20 protein-coding genes are annotated in these 16,333 nt (G+C 61.5%); 11 read left to right on the top strand and 9 right to left on the bottom strand.

Annotated features, from left to right (window positions below):
• The first annotated feature begins 66 nt into the window (after positions 1–66).
• Together ABFX23_RS11000 and ABFX23_RS10995 are read left to right on the top strand one after the other, a co-directional pair.
• The gene (locus ABFX23_RS11000; RefSeq protein ID WP_346033097.1) at positions 67–666 is read left to right on the top strand and encodes an SDR family oxidoreductase; all 600 of its coding nucleotides are present in this window, start codon (positions 67–69) and stop codon (positions 664–666) included.
• A gap of 187 nt (positions 667–853) precedes the next feature.
• Positions 854–2,668 carry a DEAD/DEAH box helicase gene (locus ABFX23_RS10995; RefSeq protein ID WP_346033096.1) on the top strand — a complete coding sequence of 605 codons (1,815 nt, stop codon included), beginning with the start codon at positions 854–856 and terminating at the stop codon, positions 2,666–2,668.
• A gap of 646 nt (positions 2,669–3,314) precedes the next feature.
• On the opposite strand, the gene ABFX23_RS10990 is transcribed toward ABFX23_RS10995, so the two are convergent.
• Positions 3,315–3,944, bottom strand: a complete 630-nt coding sequence (locus ABFX23_RS10990) for a DUF2231 domain-containing protein (protein ID WP_346033095.1) — start codon at positions 3,942–3,944, stop codon at positions 3,315–3,317.
• A gap of 215 nt (positions 3,945–4,159) precedes the next feature.
• Complete coding sequence (locus ABFX23_RS10985) at positions 4,160–4,549, bottom strand: hypothetical protein (RefSeq protein WP_346033094.1); 390 nt, start codon at positions 4,547–4,549, stop codon at positions 4,160–4,162.
• A gap of 223 nt (positions 4,550–4,772) precedes the next feature.
• Between ABFX23_RS10985 and ABFX23_RS10980 the strand changes: the two genes are divergently transcribed.
• Positions 4,773–5,060 carry a hypothetical protein gene (locus ABFX23_RS10980; RefSeq protein ID WP_007163866.1) on the top strand — a complete coding sequence of 96 codons (288 nt, stop codon included), beginning with the start codon at positions 4,773–4,775 and terminating at the stop codon, positions 5,058–5,060.
• A gap of 93 nt (positions 5,061–5,153) precedes the next feature.
• Positions 5,154–5,594, top strand: a complete 441-nt coding sequence (locus tag ABFX23_RS10975) for a hypothetical protein (RefSeq protein WP_346033093.1) — start codon at positions 5,154–5,156, stop codon at positions 5,592–5,594.
• 13 nt (positions 5,595–5,607) lie between these two features.
• Here ABFX23_RS10975 and ABFX23_RS10970 read toward each other — a convergent pair whose 3' ends face one another.
• The 7 genes from ABFX23_RS10970 to ABFX23_RS10940 all read right to left on the bottom strand — a co-directional run bounded on the left by ABFX23_RS10970 (position 5,608) and on the right by ABFX23_RS10940 (position 11,459).
• Positions 5,608–6,309, bottom strand: coding sequence for a PepSY domain-containing protein (locus ABFX23_RS10970; protein ID WP_007163864.1), 702 nt, complete (start codon positions 6,307–6,309; stop codon positions 5,608–5,610).
• A gap of 53 nt (positions 6,310–6,362) precedes the next feature.
• On the bottom strand, positions 6,363–6,848 hold the full coding sequence (locus ABFX23_RS10965; protein WP_007163863.1) for a YybH family protein: 486 nt from the start codon (positions 6,846–6,848) through the stop codon (positions 6,363–6,365).
• 91 nt (positions 6,849–6,939) lie between these two features.
• Positions 6,940–8,256, bottom strand: coding sequence for a copper resistance protein B (locus ABFX23_RS10960; RefSeq protein ID WP_007163862.1), 1,317 nt, complete (start codon positions 8,254–8,256; stop codon positions 6,940–6,942).
• Positions 8,253–10,103: a copper resistance system multicopper oxidase gene (locus ABFX23_RS10955; protein ID WP_346033092.1), complete on the bottom strand. Its 1,851-nt coding sequence runs from the start codon at positions 10,101–10,103 to the stop codon at positions 8,253–8,255. Before ABFX23_RS10955 ends, ABFX23_RS10960 begins: the two co-directional genes overlap by 4 nt.
• Positions 10,104–10,151: 48 nt before the next feature.
• On the bottom strand, positions 10,152–10,709 hold the full coding sequence (locus ABFX23_RS10950) for an RNA polymerase sigma factor (protein ID WP_156777181.1): 558 nt from the start codon (positions 10,707–10,709) through the stop codon (positions 10,152–10,154).
• Positions 10,710–10,724: 15 nt separating this feature from the next.
• A complete protein-coding gene (locus ABFX23_RS10945) occupies positions 10,725–11,159 on the bottom strand; it encodes a periplasmic heavy metal sensor (protein ID WP_346033091.1) in 435 nt (144 codons plus the stop codon).
• Positions 11,160–11,162: 3 nt separating this feature from the next.
• A complete protein-coding gene (locus tag ABFX23_RS10940; RefSeq protein ID WP_346033090.1) occupies positions 11,163–11,459 on the bottom strand; it encodes a hypothetical protein in 297 nt (98 codons plus the stop codon).
• Between the two features lie 148 nt (positions 11,460–11,607).
• Between ABFX23_RS10940 and ABFX23_RS10935 the strand changes: the two genes are divergently transcribed.
• The 7 genes from ABFX23_RS10935 to ABFX23_RS10905 form a co-directional block, all read left to right on the top strand.
• Positions 11,608–12,294: a class I SAM-dependent methyltransferase gene (locus ABFX23_RS10935; protein ID WP_251105522.1), complete on the top strand. Its 687-nt coding sequence runs from the start codon at positions 11,608–11,610 to the stop codon at positions 12,292–12,294.
• Positions 12,291–12,758, top strand: coding sequence for a DUF411 domain-containing protein (locus ABFX23_RS10930; protein ID WP_346033089.1), 468 nt, complete (start codon positions 12,291–12,293; stop codon positions 12,756–12,758). The genes ABFX23_RS10935 and ABFX23_RS10930 overlap by 4 nt, the downstream gene beginning before the upstream one ends.
• A gap of 44 nt (positions 12,759–12,802) precedes the next feature.
• The gene (locus ABFX23_RS10925) at positions 12,803–13,078 is read left to right on the top strand and encodes a hypothetical protein (RefSeq protein ID WP_007163855.1); all 276 of its coding nucleotides are present in this window, start codon (positions 12,803–12,805) and stop codon (positions 13,076–13,078) included.
• A 281-nt stretch (positions 13,079–13,359) separates the two neighbouring features.
• Entirely contained in the window at positions 13,360–14,643 is a 1,284-nt protein-coding gene (locus tag ABFX23_RS10920) for an APC family permease (protein WP_232725834.1), read from the top strand.
• Between the two features lie 112 nt (positions 14,644–14,755).
• Entirely contained in the window at positions 14,756–15,505 is a 750-nt protein-coding gene (locus ABFX23_RS10915; RefSeq protein WP_090480206.1) for a glutaredoxin family protein, read from the top strand.
• On the top strand, positions 15,502–15,915 hold the full coding sequence (locus ABFX23_RS10910) for a potassium channel family protein (protein ID WP_007163852.1): 414 nt from the start codon (positions 15,502–15,504) through the stop codon (positions 15,913–15,915). The genes ABFX23_RS10915 and ABFX23_RS10910 overlap by 4 nt, the downstream gene beginning before the upstream one ends.
• A partial coding sequence (locus tag ABFX23_RS10905) for a DUF305 domain-containing protein (protein WP_346033088.1) occupies positions 15,912–16,333 on the top strand: 422 nt, incomplete at its 3' end. The genes ABFX23_RS10910 and ABFX23_RS10905, both read left to right, overlap by 4 nt.

Raw genomic sequence — 16,333 nt, 5'->3', positions numbered from 1 at the left:
TGAACTCGAGAACACGGCACCTGCGCCCGAGGCGGCGCGGAGTCCCAAGGAAAAGGAGTAACCCTCATGAACATCCTCATCGCTGGCGCTACCGGCAAGACCGGCTCTCGCCTCGCTCGCCAATTGCAGACCGCTGGCCACCAGGTGATCGCGATGCACCGCGAATCGTCGGACACCAGCGTTCTTCCCAGCGACGCCAGGCTGCGCCAGGCCGATCTGGGAGACCTTGACGGTGACGTTTGCGATGGAGCGGACGTGGTCGTCTTCGCGGCCGGTTCGGGCGGAGATACCGACGAATCCATGACCGACAAGATCGACCGGGACGGGGCGAAAAACCTCATCGACATCGCGGCAGCGGTCGGCACGCAGCATTTCGTGATGTTGAGTTCGGTCGGCGCTGGCGATCCCGATCCGGAATCCGACCTGTCTCACTATCTCTACGCAAAGCATGACGCCGACGAACACCTTATCAATTCCGGACTCAGCTATACGATCGTACGGCCCGTGGCGCTCACCGACGAAGATGGCGAGCGGAACGTGCGCCTTGGAGACGAGGTCGATCCGCATGGCGAGGCCGCGCGGGGCGATGTGGCCGCTATCCTCGCGCGGGCGACCAGTGACGAAGCGTTGAAGAACAAGGTTTTCCTGATGGAAAGCCTGGCTTGATCATCTCCGGTGTGGTCGGGAACCAAGAACGCAGACGGTCCCCGCCCACTTTTTTGAAGCCAAATGCGTCGCGAGCGTCTATGGGGCGCGGCACCAGAGTGCGGCAGCACGTGCCCCCTCCCGCTTTCCGAAGCCAACCCGACGCTCCCCCGCTCCTGCGGAGGGTGCCCGCATATGAGCGCGTATGATGAAATTTCCCGAACTCCCCGCCAGTCTCGATGCGGCCCTGAAAGACCGCGGATACGAGAATGCCACACAGGTCCAGGCCGAGGTGTTGCAAGACCAGGCCGCCGGGCGCGACCTGGTGGTTTCCGCACAGACCGGCTCCGGCAAGACAATCGCCTTCGGCCTTGCCATGGCAGCCGAACTGCTGGGGGATGGTGATCGCTTCGATTACGCGCAAGGCCCCCTCGCCCTCGTCATCGCTCCCACGCGCGAACTGGCGTTGCAGGTCAGCCGCGAACTCGGTTGGCTCTATGCCAAGGCGGGCGGCCATATCGCCACTTGCGTCGGCGGCATGAACCCGCAGGCTGAACGCAAGGCATTGCGCGGGGGCGCGAACATCGTGGTCGGCACGCCGGGCCGCTTGCGCGATCACCTCGAACGCGGCGCGCTCGACCTGTCGGGCCTGCGCGCCGTGGTTCTGGATGAAGCCGACGAGATGCTCGACATGGGCTTTCGCGAAGAGCTGGAGGAAATCCTCGACGCGACGCCGGAAACGCGCCGCACGCTGCTGTTTTCCGCCACCATGCCCAGGCCCATCGAGGCACTGGCCCGTCGCTACCAGCGAGACGCGCTGCGCATCGCCACCATCAGCGACGGCCGTGGCCACGGCGATATTTCCTACCAGGCGGTGACAGTATCCCCGCCGGAAATCGAGAACGCGGTCGTCAACCTGCTGCGCTATCACGAGGCGGACACGGCCATCCTGTTCTGCGCCACGCGCGAGAAGGTGCGCCACCTGCACGCGACCTTGCAGGAGCGCGGCTTTGCCGTCGTCGCTCTTTCCGGTGAACACTCGCAGTCCGAGCGCAACCAGGCCTTGCAGGCGCTGCGGGATCGCCGCGCCCGCGTGTGCGTGGCAACGGACGTCGCCGCGCGCGGGATCGACCTGCCATCTCTCAGCCTTGTCATCCACGTGGAGATTCCGCGCGACGCGGAGACCCTGCAGCACCGCTCGGGCCGCACCGGACGCGCGGGCAAGAAGGGCACAGCAGTGCTGATCGTGCCGTTCTCGCGGCGCCGCCGCGTCGAATCGATGCTGCGCCACGCCAAGGTCAGCGCCGAGTGGATCGACACGCCGGACAGGGACGCGATCAAGGCGAAGGACCGGGATCGGCTGATGGAAAAGCTGTTGCAACCCGTCGAAGTCGACGACGGGGATCGCGAACTGGCGCAGCGCCTGCTGGCCGAGCGTTCGCCGGAAGAGATCGCGGCGATGCTCGTGCAGGCGCATCGCGCCTCCATGCCTGAGCCCGAAGATCTGATCGCGAATACCCCCGAAGCCCGCCGCGAAGCGCAGAAGGAGCGCCACCGCCCGGGTTTCGAGGACACCGTGTGGTTCCGCATGGACCTTGGTCGCCGCCAGAACGCCGATCCGCGCTGGATACTGCCATTGCTGTGCCGCCGCGGTCACATCACCCGTAACGAGATCGGCGCCATCCGGATCGGCCCTGAGGAGACCTTCTTCCAGATCCCGCGCCAGATCGCCGACAAGTTCGCCGATGCCGCCACCCGCTCGGCCCTGGCCGACGGCGACGAGGAGCCGGTGCACATCGAACGCTCGGACACCGGCCCGCGCGAAGTGGCTCGCGGCAATCGCAAGGGCCGCATGGGTCGCGACAACGCCGCAGGGCCCCGCGTGAAGGCGAAACCCGCATTCGGCAAGTCCGCCAAGGGCAAGGACGGCTTCGAAAACAAGGACAAGAAGCGCCGTCCGGCAGGAAAGCCCACGAAGCCGCACCGCGGCCAGAAGCCGTCACCCAAGGGGAAGCGAAACTGAAGGGTAGTTTTTCGGGAATGGTAGCGGAGGAGGGAAATATAGAGAGCATATAACGTGCTGATTTACCTAATAAACTTTTTGAGTCGTCTTGCAAATACCCCCATCAATACCCCCAAAATCGGACAGATGAGATAAAGCGCCTTTGGCAAACGACGACTTGTTATTCGTAGTGACTGGTAAAACGAGCGTCGGCCGTTTTTGGGCCGATCAGAAGGCGAAACGCCAGGTCACGATCCATCCGCCTGATCGGACATCGAGGGCATGTCATGGTCGGGCATGGATGGCATATAGTGGCCCGCATGAGGATCGGGTGTGTTGCTAGGCTGGGCATTCACCGGCGGGGGAGTGGCCGCAGGGGACGACGCTACTACCGGAGTGCTCGCCGGTCGGTCTGGTTGCCTACCGGCAGTCGCAGCTTCACCCGACCGGTTCGTGTTGGCCTCTCCAGCGGGAGAGGCAGCGTTGTCTCTTTCGCCTTCGCCAGCACCTGTGCTCTCGGTCGGCGGGGCCGTATACAGTGGCAAGGCTTCAGCTTCTGATGAAGTGTCCTGCGTCTGATCACAGGCAGCGAGCCCTAGCCCCAATGCCGCCGCAGAAAGGGGGGCAACAAACGCGTTCCGATTTGATCTGCGCATCATCCTATCCTTCAAAGCCAGGAGATACCAAGATGATTGGCACCGTGCGCAAGCTCGCCGCCCAGAAAGCCCTGCACCAGCACGAGAGCGGCCATGGCAAAGATTGCGGCGCGAAGCGGGGTCCTGCTCGCGGAAGCACGGCTCGCCAGATAGGCCATCGCCAGACCGAGGACGGCGATCAGCATTCCGTTCCAGCGATGAACCTGCATCGCGGTATCTCCGCCGAACCATAGACCGGTATGGATCCAACCGAATATGGCCGCCGCGACCGCCCCGGCGGCACCGCCATAAACAAGTACGCGCACTGCCGGCTCTAGGCCTGTGCCCTTCCGTGCGATGATGAATAGCTCGGTGAGAGCTGCCATAAAGAACAAGGCGATCGGAAAGTGTACGGTGGCGGGATGCAGCGACTTGAGCACACCGACCACGCCCTTGTCGCCTTCGTCTGCATCTTGTCCCTTCGCCCCGTCATGATCAGCAGCCGTGTCGCCGTGCCCCTGCGCAGCCTGGATATCTTTTGACGCCGCATCGGAGACGACAGCACTGGCCGCTTCGCCATGTTCCTCGTCGCCATGGGCCTGGGCCGGACTTATCCAGAGCAGACTGGCGGCCACAATAGCCATGAATTGTATTCGTTTCATTCTCTACGGGCTCCGGTCTTGGCGATGGTCGTGCAACCTATTGTGTCTGTAATGCTCTGCGAACCTTCATCTCTTGCGGTGATAGAGCGCGGCGATCGTCGACGCGTGAGGGTTCAAATTTTACTCACGAGATGGTCGGACCTCCTGCCTTGCACCGCGCCCTGGTAAGAGTGTGGCCAGGCTCAGGCACTAAGCGAGAGCCCGGCCACCGCCTCCTAATCGTCTTGCGGCATGTTCTGGTGAGCCGCCATCTGCTCCATCATGTCGTGCATCATCATCATGCGCTGGTGACAGGCCGCCATCATATCGGCGTTGTCCCCCTGCATCATGCCCGTCATGTGTTCCTGCATTTTTGCACGATGTTCGGCCATAAGCCTTTGGCGTTCGGCAGGATCGCTCGCCGCGTGGGCCTGCTGCATCAGCGCGCGCATTTCAGCCATCTTCTCGCGGTGGGCCGTCATGGCCGCCGAATCCTGCATCATATGGCCAGCGTGTGACTGCTGCTGCGCCGCCGCTTGATCCCCGTGGTCATGCTGTTGCCGGGCCATTGCCGGGGTGGTTGCCAGGCCGGTGGCGAGCGCGAAAGCTAGAACTGTCAGTTTCATGGTCGATTTCCTTTCGTCGGTCTTGCGGTGGATGCTGTGTGCAGTCATCCTCTTTACGCAGCCGCCATCTCTTCCCCTCAAACAATCCGCAGCAGCGGTGGGGCTGGTGGGCCGAAGCACGGCCGGTTGCAGCGGTGCTGTTTTTCGGCCACCTTTTTGAGAGAAGCCGATAACGACGAATGGGGAGTATCATGGTGCCAGCAGAGCCGTCGGAGAAGCAGTCGTGAGCACGGTCAATGAGAACGGCAGCTGGGATATCCCGGAGCCCGATCATGCCGATCTGGTGCAAATGCGCATTCGCCTCATTACTCTCGAGAACATAGTTCTTGGCCTTTTGTCCGGGGCGAGCGATGAACAGATCGAACAGATTAGGAAACGTGCGGACATGATCGAACCGCGCCCCGATGCGAGCCGGCACCCGCTTACCGAACTGGCAGCAGGTGACATGCGGAAATTTCTCAAACGCGCTGCTCGCATGGCCGAGTCGGAGGGCCGCGAAAATCATGACTGATCCGGGCTTTGGGGCAGCGAAGGCGCTATGCAGGAAGTGGAAATCCGGCCGCTTGCTATTTGCTGGCGCAGATTATTCCGGCGTACCTGCAGCATGACCAGAACCCATTGGCTGATCCTTATTTGCGGGAGCCTGGTCGCGTTCGTCTGGGAGATTTTCCAGATGCCATTCTTCGAACCGGGTGATCTCGAACCCTTCGAGCGGACCATTCGCTGCGGCATTGCAAGCCTGGGCGATGGCGTGATCCTGCTGACAGCTTATAGCCTTGCAGCATTACGTGGCGGGCACGCATGGCCCTGGCAAGCCGCCAAAATGCCCTATGCGGTCTATTTCGGCTTCGGGCTTGTCGTCGCGATCGCCGTCGAAATGATCGCCACATCGCTTCCGGCAAACAGTTTCCTGAGCTGGCGCTACAGCGAGTTGATGCCGCACGAGCCAGTGACGGGACTAGCGCTGATCCCGATCGCGATGTGGACGATCGTGCCGGCGCTAACGATCCTTCTGGTCTGCTTTGCCCGAGCCGAACCTGATTAAACTGGGAGCGGCTTCAGGGTGCATTCGGCACATGTTTCGCCCGCCGCCTGATCCTGGGAAACCGGTTCGCAAGCAGGACAAAGCCCGAAACCGCGATAATCGTCCCGCCGATCCCGAACAGTAGCAGCCACCAGCTGTTGATGCGGTCGCGCTGCGTCCAGTCCATGATATGCAGCCCCCAGATAAAATCGAACAGGCGCCAGGTGTCGCTGCGGGCAGCGAGCACCGAGCCACTCGATGCATCGATGTAGACGCGGGTATTGTCCTCATCGCCGTAGGTGATCTGCCACGCCGGAAACGGACCCCGGAATTCGGTCCCGACAGCGTCTTCGATGAGGCGTGTGGTCGCTATGGTGGTCGATGGCCCGGTCCAGGCACGTCGGGCGATGGCCCGTGCACTCGCGGCGGGAAGGGGCGAGAGGAGCATCCCGCTATCCGGGTCGCGGAGCGTGACGCTTCCATCGTCCCGGCGGACCTCGGTTACTGCCCTGCCGCCGACCGCGCGCGTCGCAAGGGAAACCACCCCCTCGCTGCTATCGAGCCATTGGGGCATGACAGCATCAGCGGGCAGGACCTCCGGCGCGCGCGAAACGACATGTTCGGACCGAACCTCTTCGATGTCGAGAAACGACATCAGCGCCCCGGTGATCATCCACAGGAGCACCTGGACGCCGACAAAGATCGCCAGCCATTTGTGAAGCTTGCTGCCCAGCACATGAAGACGCAGCTTGAAAGAGCGTAACGCCAATCGGTGTTCCCCCGATCAAATCAGTTGTTACGCGGTGCGCGTGACGACGAATGGTACTGAACGATCTTCCAGCCATCTGCATCATGAGCGAGGACCGAGGTCGCAACCCCTTCGCGGTCGATTACGCGGCCGTCGGCCAGTTCGATCCGATAGGTGTAAGTTTCGCGGCCATAAGCCATATGTCCCATCCGGGTGACTGCGAGCGTCGGTTCGCCGAAGGTGAAGCTGGTTATTGCATCGAGTTCCGGTCCCAGGTGATGCTCCATGTAGTGCGTGAAGCTGCCTTCCGCCTTGCCGTTTTCGTAAACGAAGGATTCCTCGGCAAACAGCGCGGCCATGGCCTCTGCATCGCGCGACGTCAGGGCATCGCGATATGATGTCAGAACCGCTTCTGCCCCAGCGACGTCGTCGTTCATCGCAGCCATATGCTCGGCATGGTTCATGCCCTGCTCCGTATGGTCCATCGGCGTTGATACCGAATGTTCCGAATGCGCCGAATGGTCCATGGATTGTGCCAGGGCGGGAGTGCCCCCTGCAGCCAAGGCCAGGGCGACCGCGCTTAGGGATAGTCTTGTCCTCATTGTATATTTCCTTCTCTTAAAACCAGAATCGCATGCCCACGACGTAATTCGTCACGCTAGGGTCTTCCCCTGCGGCGCGTGCAAAATCGGCACTCTGACCGATCCGCCACTCCTGGGAGACGCCGACATAGGGCGCGAATTCGCGTGCGAACTCGTAGCGAAGACGCAGACCTGCCTCGATCCGGTCGAGGCCAGCGCCAATGCCGAGTTCGGGAATATCCTGAGCCGAAAGAGCGATTTCGGCTCGCGGCTGGAGGATCAGCCGCTGCGTGATGCGCTGATCAAGCTCGCCCTCGAAGCGCGCGGTTACATCACCCTTGTTCGATACGAACGCTGCAACGTCGACCTCGAACTGGTAGGGAGCAATGCCCTGTATGCCAATGACAGCATGGGTGCGCTCGGGTCCTGTTAAATCCTGGCGCACACCTGTCTGTAGGTCGAAAAAGGGAGCGATCGCCCGGCTCCAGAGTGCCTGGACTTCGGCTCCCTCGACAGGCTCACCGAAGCTGCCTTCGCCCTCGGATTTGAACCAGAACTTGTCGATATCACCACCATAATAGCCCTGGATGTCCCAAAGATATCCATCCACTCCCTCGCGGGCGCGGTATTCGAGCCGGTCGCCCTGAAACCAGAAGCGCATCCCGCCGTCGGTCTCGCGGACAAGTTCGCGCCGCGCTTCGTTCATGGCTTCCTCGCCCCAGATCGCGACCGCCGCGCGCGCGGGACCGCTCCCGGCTTCGGGAGGAGGCGGCAGCAGCGGGATATCGTCGTTCGAGCCCATCTGCATCGCCGAATGGTCCATGCCCTGCATGTCCTGCGATCCCGTCTGCCCATGGTTCATCTGGCTGTGATCCATCTGCCCATGGTCCATCGACGAGTTGCTGGCTTCCGCCTGACCCATGTCGCCTTGGTTCATCTGCGAATGATCCATCGCGCCTTCGGCAGGCGTGCCATGCGGCATCGAGCCATGATCCATTCCTTCATGACTCCCGGGTGTAGTCTCCGGACGGGCAGCGTCCATCGGCATTGCCATGCCCGAATGACCATCCTGAGCGGTCGTCGAACCATGAGACATCGTCGAATGGTCCATCGTCGAATGATCCATGGCAACTTCAGGCTGGGCCACTGGTTCGCAAGCTCCTTCGGCTACCGGGTGCCCCATCGCGCGATGGCGCTGGGCTTCTTCTTCGCACTTTGTCTTGGCGTCAGCCTGCGCCTCGGCGCTCTGCTGCGGCTCCGCGGGCGAATGACCGGCATGCTGCGCCGCAGCGGGGGAGGCGAGAACTGAGCCGACTGCGATCGATGCGAGCAGGCTGGTAATACGAATCTTCATGCTTCGCTCCCATCGGGATTGGCGACAGTGACGATCTGAAACATCCCGGCATGCATGTGGTAGAGAAGGTGGCAGTGGAAGGCCCAGTCGCCCGGCTCGTCCGCCGTCAGGTCGAACTGCGCGCTGCCGCCCGGCTGCACGTTAACCGTGTGCTTGAGCGGCTGACGATCGGCAGGTGCGCCGTTAACCAGTTCGAAGAAGTGCCCATGCAAGTGGATCGGGTGCGCCATCATCGTGTTGTTTATCAATTTGACACGCACGCGTTCGTTATAGGCAAAGCGGATCGGCTCGTCGGAGACGGCGGAGAACTTCTTGCCGTCGAACGACCACATGTAGCGTTCCATGTTCCCGGTGAGATGGATTTCCATCCGCCGCGAGGGAGTCCGGCCCTCCTGATGAGGTGTCAGCGAGCGTAGCTTGCGATAATCAAGCGTGCGGTGGGGGACATCGGCGAGACCGATGCCGGGGTCGCCCATACGGTCGACCGGGTTCATCGAGACCATGTCGAGGCCGGGCCCGACCTGCACGTCGGGAGGCAGGAGCGATGTATCGCGCATCTGCATACCTCCCGCCATGCCAGCCATTCCGGCCATCTCCGCCGAACCGCCATCCATACCGGACATCCCATCCGCGCCAGCCGCTCCGCTCGATCCGTGATCCATTCCGGCCATCCCGCTGGCGCCATGGTCCATGCCGGCCATACCAGCATCGCTCTCGCCGGCTCCGTGGTCCATGCCGCTCATGCCCATATCGGCCATGGTCAGCAGCGGGGGATCGCGCAGCGACGGGATGGCGGCGCGCGCGCCGGGCGTGCTCGCCAGCGTCGCAATGCCCATGCCCGAGCGGTCCATCGACTCGGCCACCAGCGTGTAGGCCTGTTGCTCGCCCGGCGTCACGACGACATCGTAGGTTTCGGCGACGCCGATCTGGAACTCGTCGACCTCGACCGGTTCGACATCCTTCCCGTCCGCCTGCACGACAGTCATCGGCAGACCGGGAATACGGATATTGAAAAAGGTCATGGCTCCGGCATTGATGAAGCGCAGCCGCACGCGCTCGCCCGGACGGAAGAGATATTCCAGATTGTCGAGCGGTCCGTGACCGTTAAGAAGGTAAGTGTAGGCAGCGCTCGACACATCGAGGATGTCGGTAGGCATCATGCGCATCCTGGCCCACATACGGCGATCCTCGCCCGAAAGCGGATAGTCGTCGGTCCAGGTGTTCTGTTTGTAGTTGAAGTAGCCTTCCCCCTTCTTGAGCTTGTCGAAGATCGTGTGGGGCGACATTTCGCTGAATTCGCTCAGCACCACGATATATTCGCGGTCGGCCCGCACCGGATCGGGTCCGGCGGGATCGACCACGATAGCGCCGTAGTGCCCGGCCTGTTCCTGCAACCCGCTATGCGAGTGCCACCAATAGGTGCCCGACTGGCGCACCGGGAATTCAGCGGTGAAGGTCTCTCCGGGCTTGACGCCGGGGAAGCTTACACCTGGCACCCCGTCGAGTTGGAACGGCACGAGCAGACCGTGCCAGTGAATTGAGGTGTCTTCCTCGAGCTGGTTATGGACGTTCAATCGGACGGTCGTGCCTTCCTTCAAACGCAACAACGGGCCGGGGATCGTGCCGTTGACGGCGATGGCGCCGCCGCGTCTGTTGCCGGTTGCAAAGGCAGACCGCGCGACAGTGAGGTCGATATTCGGCCCGGATACTTCATCCAGCCCTTTGCGGGCGTTTCCTGCAAGGATGTCCGCGCCGCGCGCCCAGGCCGGCATGGCACCGGAGAGACCAAGCAGGCCCAGCCCGCTAGCACTTGTTCCAAGGAATCTTCGGCGATTGAGGGCAGGCATAGGGGGCTCCTGAAAATGCGTATACCGTCACATACGCGGTCAGCTGCCCTACCCCTCAAACTTTTCGAACCGCTCCTTCAGCCGGTTGCGCGCACGATAGATGCGCGTCTCGACGGCTTTCTCGGTGGTGCCGAGCAGCTCGGCAGCCTCGGCCTGGCTGTACCCCTCGACAGTGACCAGCACGAGCGCCTCTTGCAGGCGCACCGGCAAGCGCCCGATTTCGGCCTGGACCAGCCGCAGCTGTTCGCGGGCTCCGGCAACATTTTCGGGATTAGGGGCATCGTCGGCAACGGCGTCGGCTTCCCGCCCATCCGGCAAACCAAGGAAGCCAATAACTTTCCTGCGGCGGAGCTTGTCGCGGCACCGGTTGAGAACGATTGTCGTCAAATAGGGACCGATGGGCTTGCTCGGATCGAGGCGATGACGTGTCAGCCAGACCGACGCGAGACCGTCCTGGACGACATCTTCGGCCTGCGATGGTGAACCCAGCATACGCGTGGCAAGCGCGATCAACCGGGCGATCTCGCTCTCGACGAGAGCTGTGAACGCCCGCTTGTCACCGGCTATTGCCCGCCCGATCAGCGCTTCGTTCGAAGTGTCATCCACCGCTGCCAAGGCTGATCAGTCACGCGGATCGCGCGTGAGGGCCGCGGACACTTTCCGGTCGAACTGGAGCTGCTGATCGGGATCGAGAATTTCCCGCATATCGAAGACGTGCCGCACGGTCGCTTTCTGCAAATCGCCCATGCGCGCATGCACCTCGTCGATCGCGGCACTGACTTCGGGCCCGTATTCGTGCTCGGTTTCCATTGCCTGGGCGAGCTGTGCGTTGGCTGCGCGCGCAGAGGCTTCGAGCCTTGCCTGTTCTACCGCGAAACGCGCTTCGAGCGCATCGAGCCGCTCCTCCTGGTCAGCCGTGAGCGACAGCTCATCGTGCACGAACTGGTGCAGGCCGCCCTCGGCATCGTTGTTGGCCCAGCGATCGGCGGCAAGCGCTCCTAGGCATCCGGCGAGCGCCGCCAGCAGGACCGCAAGGACAAGGTGAAACTTCTTCAACGTCTATGACCCCACATGAAGCAATGCAGCGGGTGACAGGGATTCTCCGCCAACGAGGCTCTCGCCAACAATTTCTGTAGGAGCGCCGTTTTCGGACGGCCATCCGCTGGTCCCTGCGCCTGCCGTTAGGCCGACGACAAACAGACCGGCGAACAAGGCCATTCTGCGCCGCTGATCGGCAATTTCGCCAAGCTGTCCCGCGCGCTGCCAGACGCCGTTCATGAAGTCGGGCGGCACGTCGCCAGCCTCCTGCGAGGCCATGTTGCCGAGCATCGCATCGAGTGTCTGATTATCACGCATCCCTTGCTCCTGTCGGTTGCACGGTTTCTATACGCGACACTTCGCGCAAACCCTCAAGTTTCTTTTTTGAGGGCTGCGGGGCGGCGGTGCGTAAGAAGTGTAGGTCTGGCGGAAGCGCTATGTGCCAACATCGAATGGGAGCCATGGCATGAAAGATGCGGCAGTTCCGCCAAAAGAGCTCGAGTTCACTCCGCCGCTTGGCAAAAGCTGGCTCACGCCGCTCTATGATGGCGCGATCGCATTTTTTACGCGCGAGAGCCGGTGGCGCCGCGCAATCGTCGAGGAGGCCGCATTGGTGCCCGGCGACAAGGTCATTGATGTCGGGTGCGGCACCGGGACCTTGCTAAGGGCGCTGATGGCCAACTGCCCCGAAGCCGGCTTCATCGGCGTTGAGCCAGACCCCGCAGCGCTGGCAATTGCGCAGCGCAAATTCGGTGCCGGAGTCGATATGGTCCGGTGGCACAACGGCTTTCTTGACAGTCTCGAGCTTTCCGGCGGCTGGCAACCAGATAAGATCGTCAGCACCCTCGTCCTTCACCAGGTGCCCGTTTCGCAAAAACGCGCGATCCTCGAGCAGATCGAGAACCTGCTGGCCCCCGGGGGCATGGCGCTGATTGCTGACTATATGGGGCAGGATGCTCCACTCATGCGCGCGCTGTTCCGTTCGAGCGTTCAGCTACTCGACGGCGTGAAGGACACCCAGCCGAGCGCCGACGGAGCCGTCGAGAAATTGCTCGCCGAGATTTTCGCGGACGCCGAATTGCTCGATCGTATCCATACCGCGACCGGAACCATTTCTCTCTGGCGCGGCATCAAGAAAGGCAATGTTCAATGAACCTCATGAAAGACTCGAGACCGCTGCGCCGTTCGCTGGCGGCCTCGCTCCTCCTCGCCCTTGCAGCCTGCTCGAGTGCGGCTCAGGCGGCCACCTACACCATGTTCCGCGACGCAGGGTGCGGCTGCTGTCTCAGCTGGGCCGGTCACGTAGAACATGGGCTCGAAGCAGAGGTCGCCTCGGTCGACACCGACGACATGGCTGCGCTCAAGACAGCCAAGGGCGTGCCGCAGGATCTGTGGTCGTGTCACACGATGGAAGTCGATGGCTATATCATTGAAGGCCACGTTCCCGCCGGTGCGGTCGCGAAGCTGTTGCACGAACGACCCGAAGGCGTTGCTGGCTTGGCCGTGCCCGGAATGCCGCTTGGCTCGCCCGGAATGGAAGCCGGGGACCGGGTGCAGCCGTATGATGTCATCGCCTTCGGCTCAGGCGGGCAGCGCGTTTTCGCATCCTACCCGTGACCATGGACAAGCCATCTCAGCGCCAACTCTAACGGAGGACCATCATGTCAGACTATTCGGTCAAAACCTCAATACTGATATGGGGCTGGACACTCAGCCTCTTCCTGCTTTTCAGCTACCTGATCTGCATCGGTTTCGGCCTGCTCGCGCCCGAACAGGCGCACATGCACGAAGCGTGGGCGCCGCTGCTTCCCGGGTTCGAATGGCTGACCATCTCGGGCTTTCTGGCAGGCGCTCTCGGCAGCTTTTTGTACGGTTGGTACATCGCGATCATTGGGGTGCCAATGCTGCGATTTTTCCGGAACCGATTCAGGACGTAGCAGATCGGCGGCGATGGCCGCTTGCCTTGAAACTCGCGGAGCGTTTTTCGGTCGCGCAGGCAGTCCGCTTTAGGCCGCAATTTGCTCGAGCGCCCCGAGCAAAACGCAACTCTCCGGCTTTGTCCTGAAAGTTTTTTGAGGGACGCGGCAAGGGCGAACGTACTGGTCGACATAATCTTTCTTTCACGGGAGACCATCGACAGGGGAAAGTCTTGCAAGACCATGAGCACGAGAATCAAAGCGAAACGGCTGGCTCGATAACCCTGCTGGGCGGCGTTGCGATGGGTACCGGCGTCATGATCGGTGCCGGCATATTCGCGCTGACCGGGCAGATCGCCGAGCTCGCCGGTCCGCTCTTCCCCCTGTCTTTCATCGCCGGCGCGCTGGTAACTTCGCTGGCGGCCTACAGCTATATCAAGATGTCGAACAAATGGCCGTCTTCGGGCGGCATCGCGATGATCTTGCAGAAGGCCTACGGACCCGGCGTCATTGCCGCGTCGGCATCGCTCCTGATGGCTCTGTCGATGGTCATCAATGAAAGCCTCGTGGCCCGCACCTTTGCGACTTACGCGCTGCGCCCGTTTGGCCTCGAAAGCAGCGGGTGGCTCGTTTCGCTGGCAGCGCTTGCACTCATCATCTTCGCCTATCTCGTCAATGCAGCGGGCAACAAGTCGGTAAGCGGCTTCTCGCTCATCATGTCCGCCATCAAGATCGGCGGTATCGCGCTGTTCGCAGTCGCGGCGATCTGGGCCAGCGGATTTTCATCAGGCGCATTTTCGCAGTCCGTTTCGCTGACCAATGCAGAAGCCCTGCTCGCCTCGGTTGCTTTCTCGATCCTCGCCTTCAAAGGCTTCACCACGATTACCAATAGCGGCGGCGAAATCGTTGACCCGCACAAGAATGTCGGCCGAACCATCATGATCTCGATAGCCGTCTGCATCGTGATCTATCTGCTTGTCGCAGTGGCGGTGGGTTCGAGCCTGAGCATATCCGAGATCGTCGAGGCGCGCGATTATTCGCTCGCGGCTGCGGCGCGTCCGGCGCTGGGAGAACTGGGCTTCTATTTCACCGTGGCGATCGCGATCGCCGCCACCACTTCGGGCGTGATAGCGAGCGTATTTGCCGTGTCGCGCATGCTTGCGATGCTGACCGATATGAAGATGATCCCGCACAGCCATTTCGGCATGAGCGGCGGGATTCGCAGCCACATGCTGGTCTATACGGTGGTCATTGCCGGGACGCTTGCCGTCCTGTTCGATCTGTCAAGGATCGCCTCGCTGGGCGCCTTCTTCTACCTCGTCATGGATATGCTGGTTCACTGGGGCGTCCTGCGCCACCTGCGCAAGGAAGTCGGCGCGCGCGCAACAATACTTCTGACAGCGCTCGCGGCAGATGGCGTGGTCCTCGCAGCCTTTACCGCGGCCAAATTGCGCAGCGATCCTGCCGTTGTCGCCTACGCGGCGATCGGCATCGTCGCAGTCTTCGTGGGAGAATGGATCTACCTCTCGCGCAATTCCGAAGCGCCCGCATCTCCTGAAGATGATGGGTCAGGAGAGAAAAGGTGATGGCACCTTCTTCAACCAGCTTTGCCGCTTTTACGCCGGGCTTTTTCGAAACCGTTCACCGAAAACCGGCGTTGAGCACGAGAAACGTCAGGCAAAACAGATGGAGCGATTCATGACGACCCGAACAGCGGCGGTCTACCGTATGGTCATGGAGGACCATGTCTGTCCCTATGGCATCAAGACGGTCGATCTCCTCACACGGCAAGGCTTCGAGGTCGAGGATCATCACCTGACCAGCAGGGAGGAAACCGACGCATTCAAGGACAAGCACAACGTCGAGACCACCCCGCAGACCTTTATCGAAGACAAGCGCATTGGCGGCTATGACGATGTCCGCGAGTTCTTCGGCAAGAGCCGTTCGCAGCCAGAGGAAGGCGAGACCAGCTATCAGCCGGTCATTGCGATTTTCGCGGTCGCGCTGCTGCTCGCGCTAGGGCTGAGCTGGGCGTTTTTTGACGATCTGTTCACCGTCCGGGCCGCGGAATGGTTCGTCAGCCTGTCGATGACCCTGCTCGCCGTCCAGAAGCTTCAGGACGTGCGCAGTTTCTCGACAATGTTCCTCAACTACGATCTGCTCGCACGGCGCTGGGTGCCCTATGGCTTCGTCTACCCGTTCGGCGAAGCCGCTGCCGGCATTCTGATGACCGCAGGCGCGCTGACCTGGCTCTCGGCCCCGCTGGCATTGTTCATTGGCACCGTCGGCACTGTCAGCGTCTTCAAGGCTGTCTACATCGACAAGCGTGAGCTCAAATGCGCTTGCGTCGGTGGGGGCAGCAATGTGCCGCTCGGCTTCGTCTCGCTGACCGAAAATCTGTTCATGATCGGAATGGGTCTGTGGATGGGCGCGAAGCTTCTCGCATGATCACCGCGCTCCTTCTCGCCGTCTTTCTGTTCCTTGCAGCCGTCGCTTCCCACCTTGCCATTCTGGGTGTCGGCCACCGGCTTCTCGATCGCCGCCGCGATACGCTGGGAAAGCTTGCAGTCTCGCTACTCGTGCTCGCGTCGCATTTCCTGGTCGCGATTCTTTTTGCCGCAGGTTTCTGGCTGGGCGCGCAATGGGGCCTGGGAGGGTTCGACAAGGCGCCTTCCATGGACTGGATGGACTACTTCTATTTCTCGCTCATCAACGTGACCACACTGGGCCTGGGCGACATTTATCCGACCGAGCACCTGAGAGTTCTCGCCGGCGTCGAGGCCCTTACCGGCTTCGCTCTCATCAGCTGCTCGGCGCAGCTATTCTGGACCATGATGCAAAAAGGAGAAAAAGCATGACCGAAAAGACCTCCCACTCGGACAAGGGAGGGGGCGGCAGCTACTGGCGATTCATGGCCATGGTGTCGACCTCGACCGTGATCATGTTCTTCCTGATGTATGCCAACACCTTTACCGTCGATGATCTTTTCTGGAGCGAAACGCGCTTCTGGATGATGTTCGTCATGGGCGCGATGATGATGGTTGTCATGCTGCTCTTCATGTGGGGCATGTACAAGGACCGGACCAAGAACTTGATCATCCTGGGCGTCGGGGCCTTTGTGTTCGCGCTCGCACTATGGCTGGTGCGCAGCCAGACCACCGTTGACGATACCGAATATATGGCAGCAATGATCCCGCACCACTCAATCGCGATCATGACCAGCGAACGCGCGAGCCTGAAAGATCCTCGCGTGCGCGAACTCGCTCAAGCGATCAT

Origin of the sequence: Erythrobacter westpacificensis (assembly GCF_039542285.1) — a bacterium.
Lineage (GTDB): Bacteria > Pseudomonadota > Alphaproteobacteria > Sphingomonadales > Sphingomonadaceae > Alteraurantiacibacter > Alteraurantiacibacter westpacificensis.
The sequence above is the reverse complement of the archived record's forward strand: the minus strand, read 5'-3'. Positions and strand labels throughout refer to the sequence as shown.

Coding starts and splice junctions, on each gene's coding strand:
- ABFX23_RS11000 (WP_346033097.1), top strand. CDS start 67: ATGAACATCCTCATCGCTGGCGCTACCGGCAAGACCGGCTCTCGCCTC.
- ABFX23_RS10995 (WP_346033096.1), top strand. CDS start 854: ATGAAATTTCCCGAACTCCCCGCCAGTCTCGATGCGGCCCTGAAAGAC.
- ABFX23_RS10990 (WP_346033095.1), bottom strand. CDS start 3,944: ATGAAACGAATACAATTCATGGCTATTGTGGCCGCCAGTCTGCTCTGG.
- ABFX23_RS10985 (WP_346033094.1), bottom strand. CDS start 4,549: ATGAAACTGACAGTTCTAGCTTTCGCGCTCGCCACCGGCCTGGCAACC.
- ABFX23_RS10975 (WP_346033093.1), top strand. CDS start 5,154: ATGACCAGAACCCATTGGCTGATCCTTATTTGCGGGAGCCTGGTCGCG.
- ABFX23_RS10965 (WP_007163863.1), bottom strand. CDS start 6,848: ATGGACCATTCGGCGCATTCGGAACATTCGGTATCAACGCCGATGGAC.
- ABFX23_RS10960 (WP_007163862.1), bottom strand. CDS start 8,256: ATGAAGATTCGTATTACCAGCCTGCTCGCATCGATCGCAGTCGGCTCA.
- ABFX23_RS10955 (WP_346033092.1), bottom strand. CDS start 10,103: ATGCCTGCCCTCAATCGCCGAAGATTCCTTGGAACAAGTGCTAGCGGG.
- ABFX23_RS10940 (WP_346033090.1), bottom strand. CDS start 11,459: ATGCGTGATAATCAGACACTCGATGCGATGCTCGGCAACATGGCCTCG.
- ABFX23_RS10935 (WP_251105522.1), top strand. CDS start 11,608: ATGAAAGATGCGGCAGTTCCGCCAAAAGAGCTCGAGTTCACTCCGCCG.
- ABFX23_RS10930 (WP_346033089.1), top strand. CDS start 12,291: ATGAACCTCATGAAAGACTCGAGACCGCTGCGCCGTTCGCTGGCGGCC.
- ABFX23_RS10925 (WP_007163855.1), top strand. CDS start 12,803: ATGTCAGACTATTCGGTCAAAACCTCAATACTGATATGGGGCTGGACA.
- ABFX23_RS10920 (WP_232725834.1), top strand. CDS start 13,360: ATGGGTACCGGCGTCATGATCGGTGCCGGCATATTCGCGCTGACCGGG.
- ABFX23_RS10915 (WP_090480206.1), top strand. CDS start 14,756: ATGACGACCCGAACAGCGGCGGTCTACCGTATGGTCATGGAGGACCAT.
- ABFX23_RS10910 (WP_007163852.1), top strand. CDS start 15,502: ATGATCACCGCGCTCCTTCTCGCCGTCTTTCTGTTCCTTGCAGCCGTC.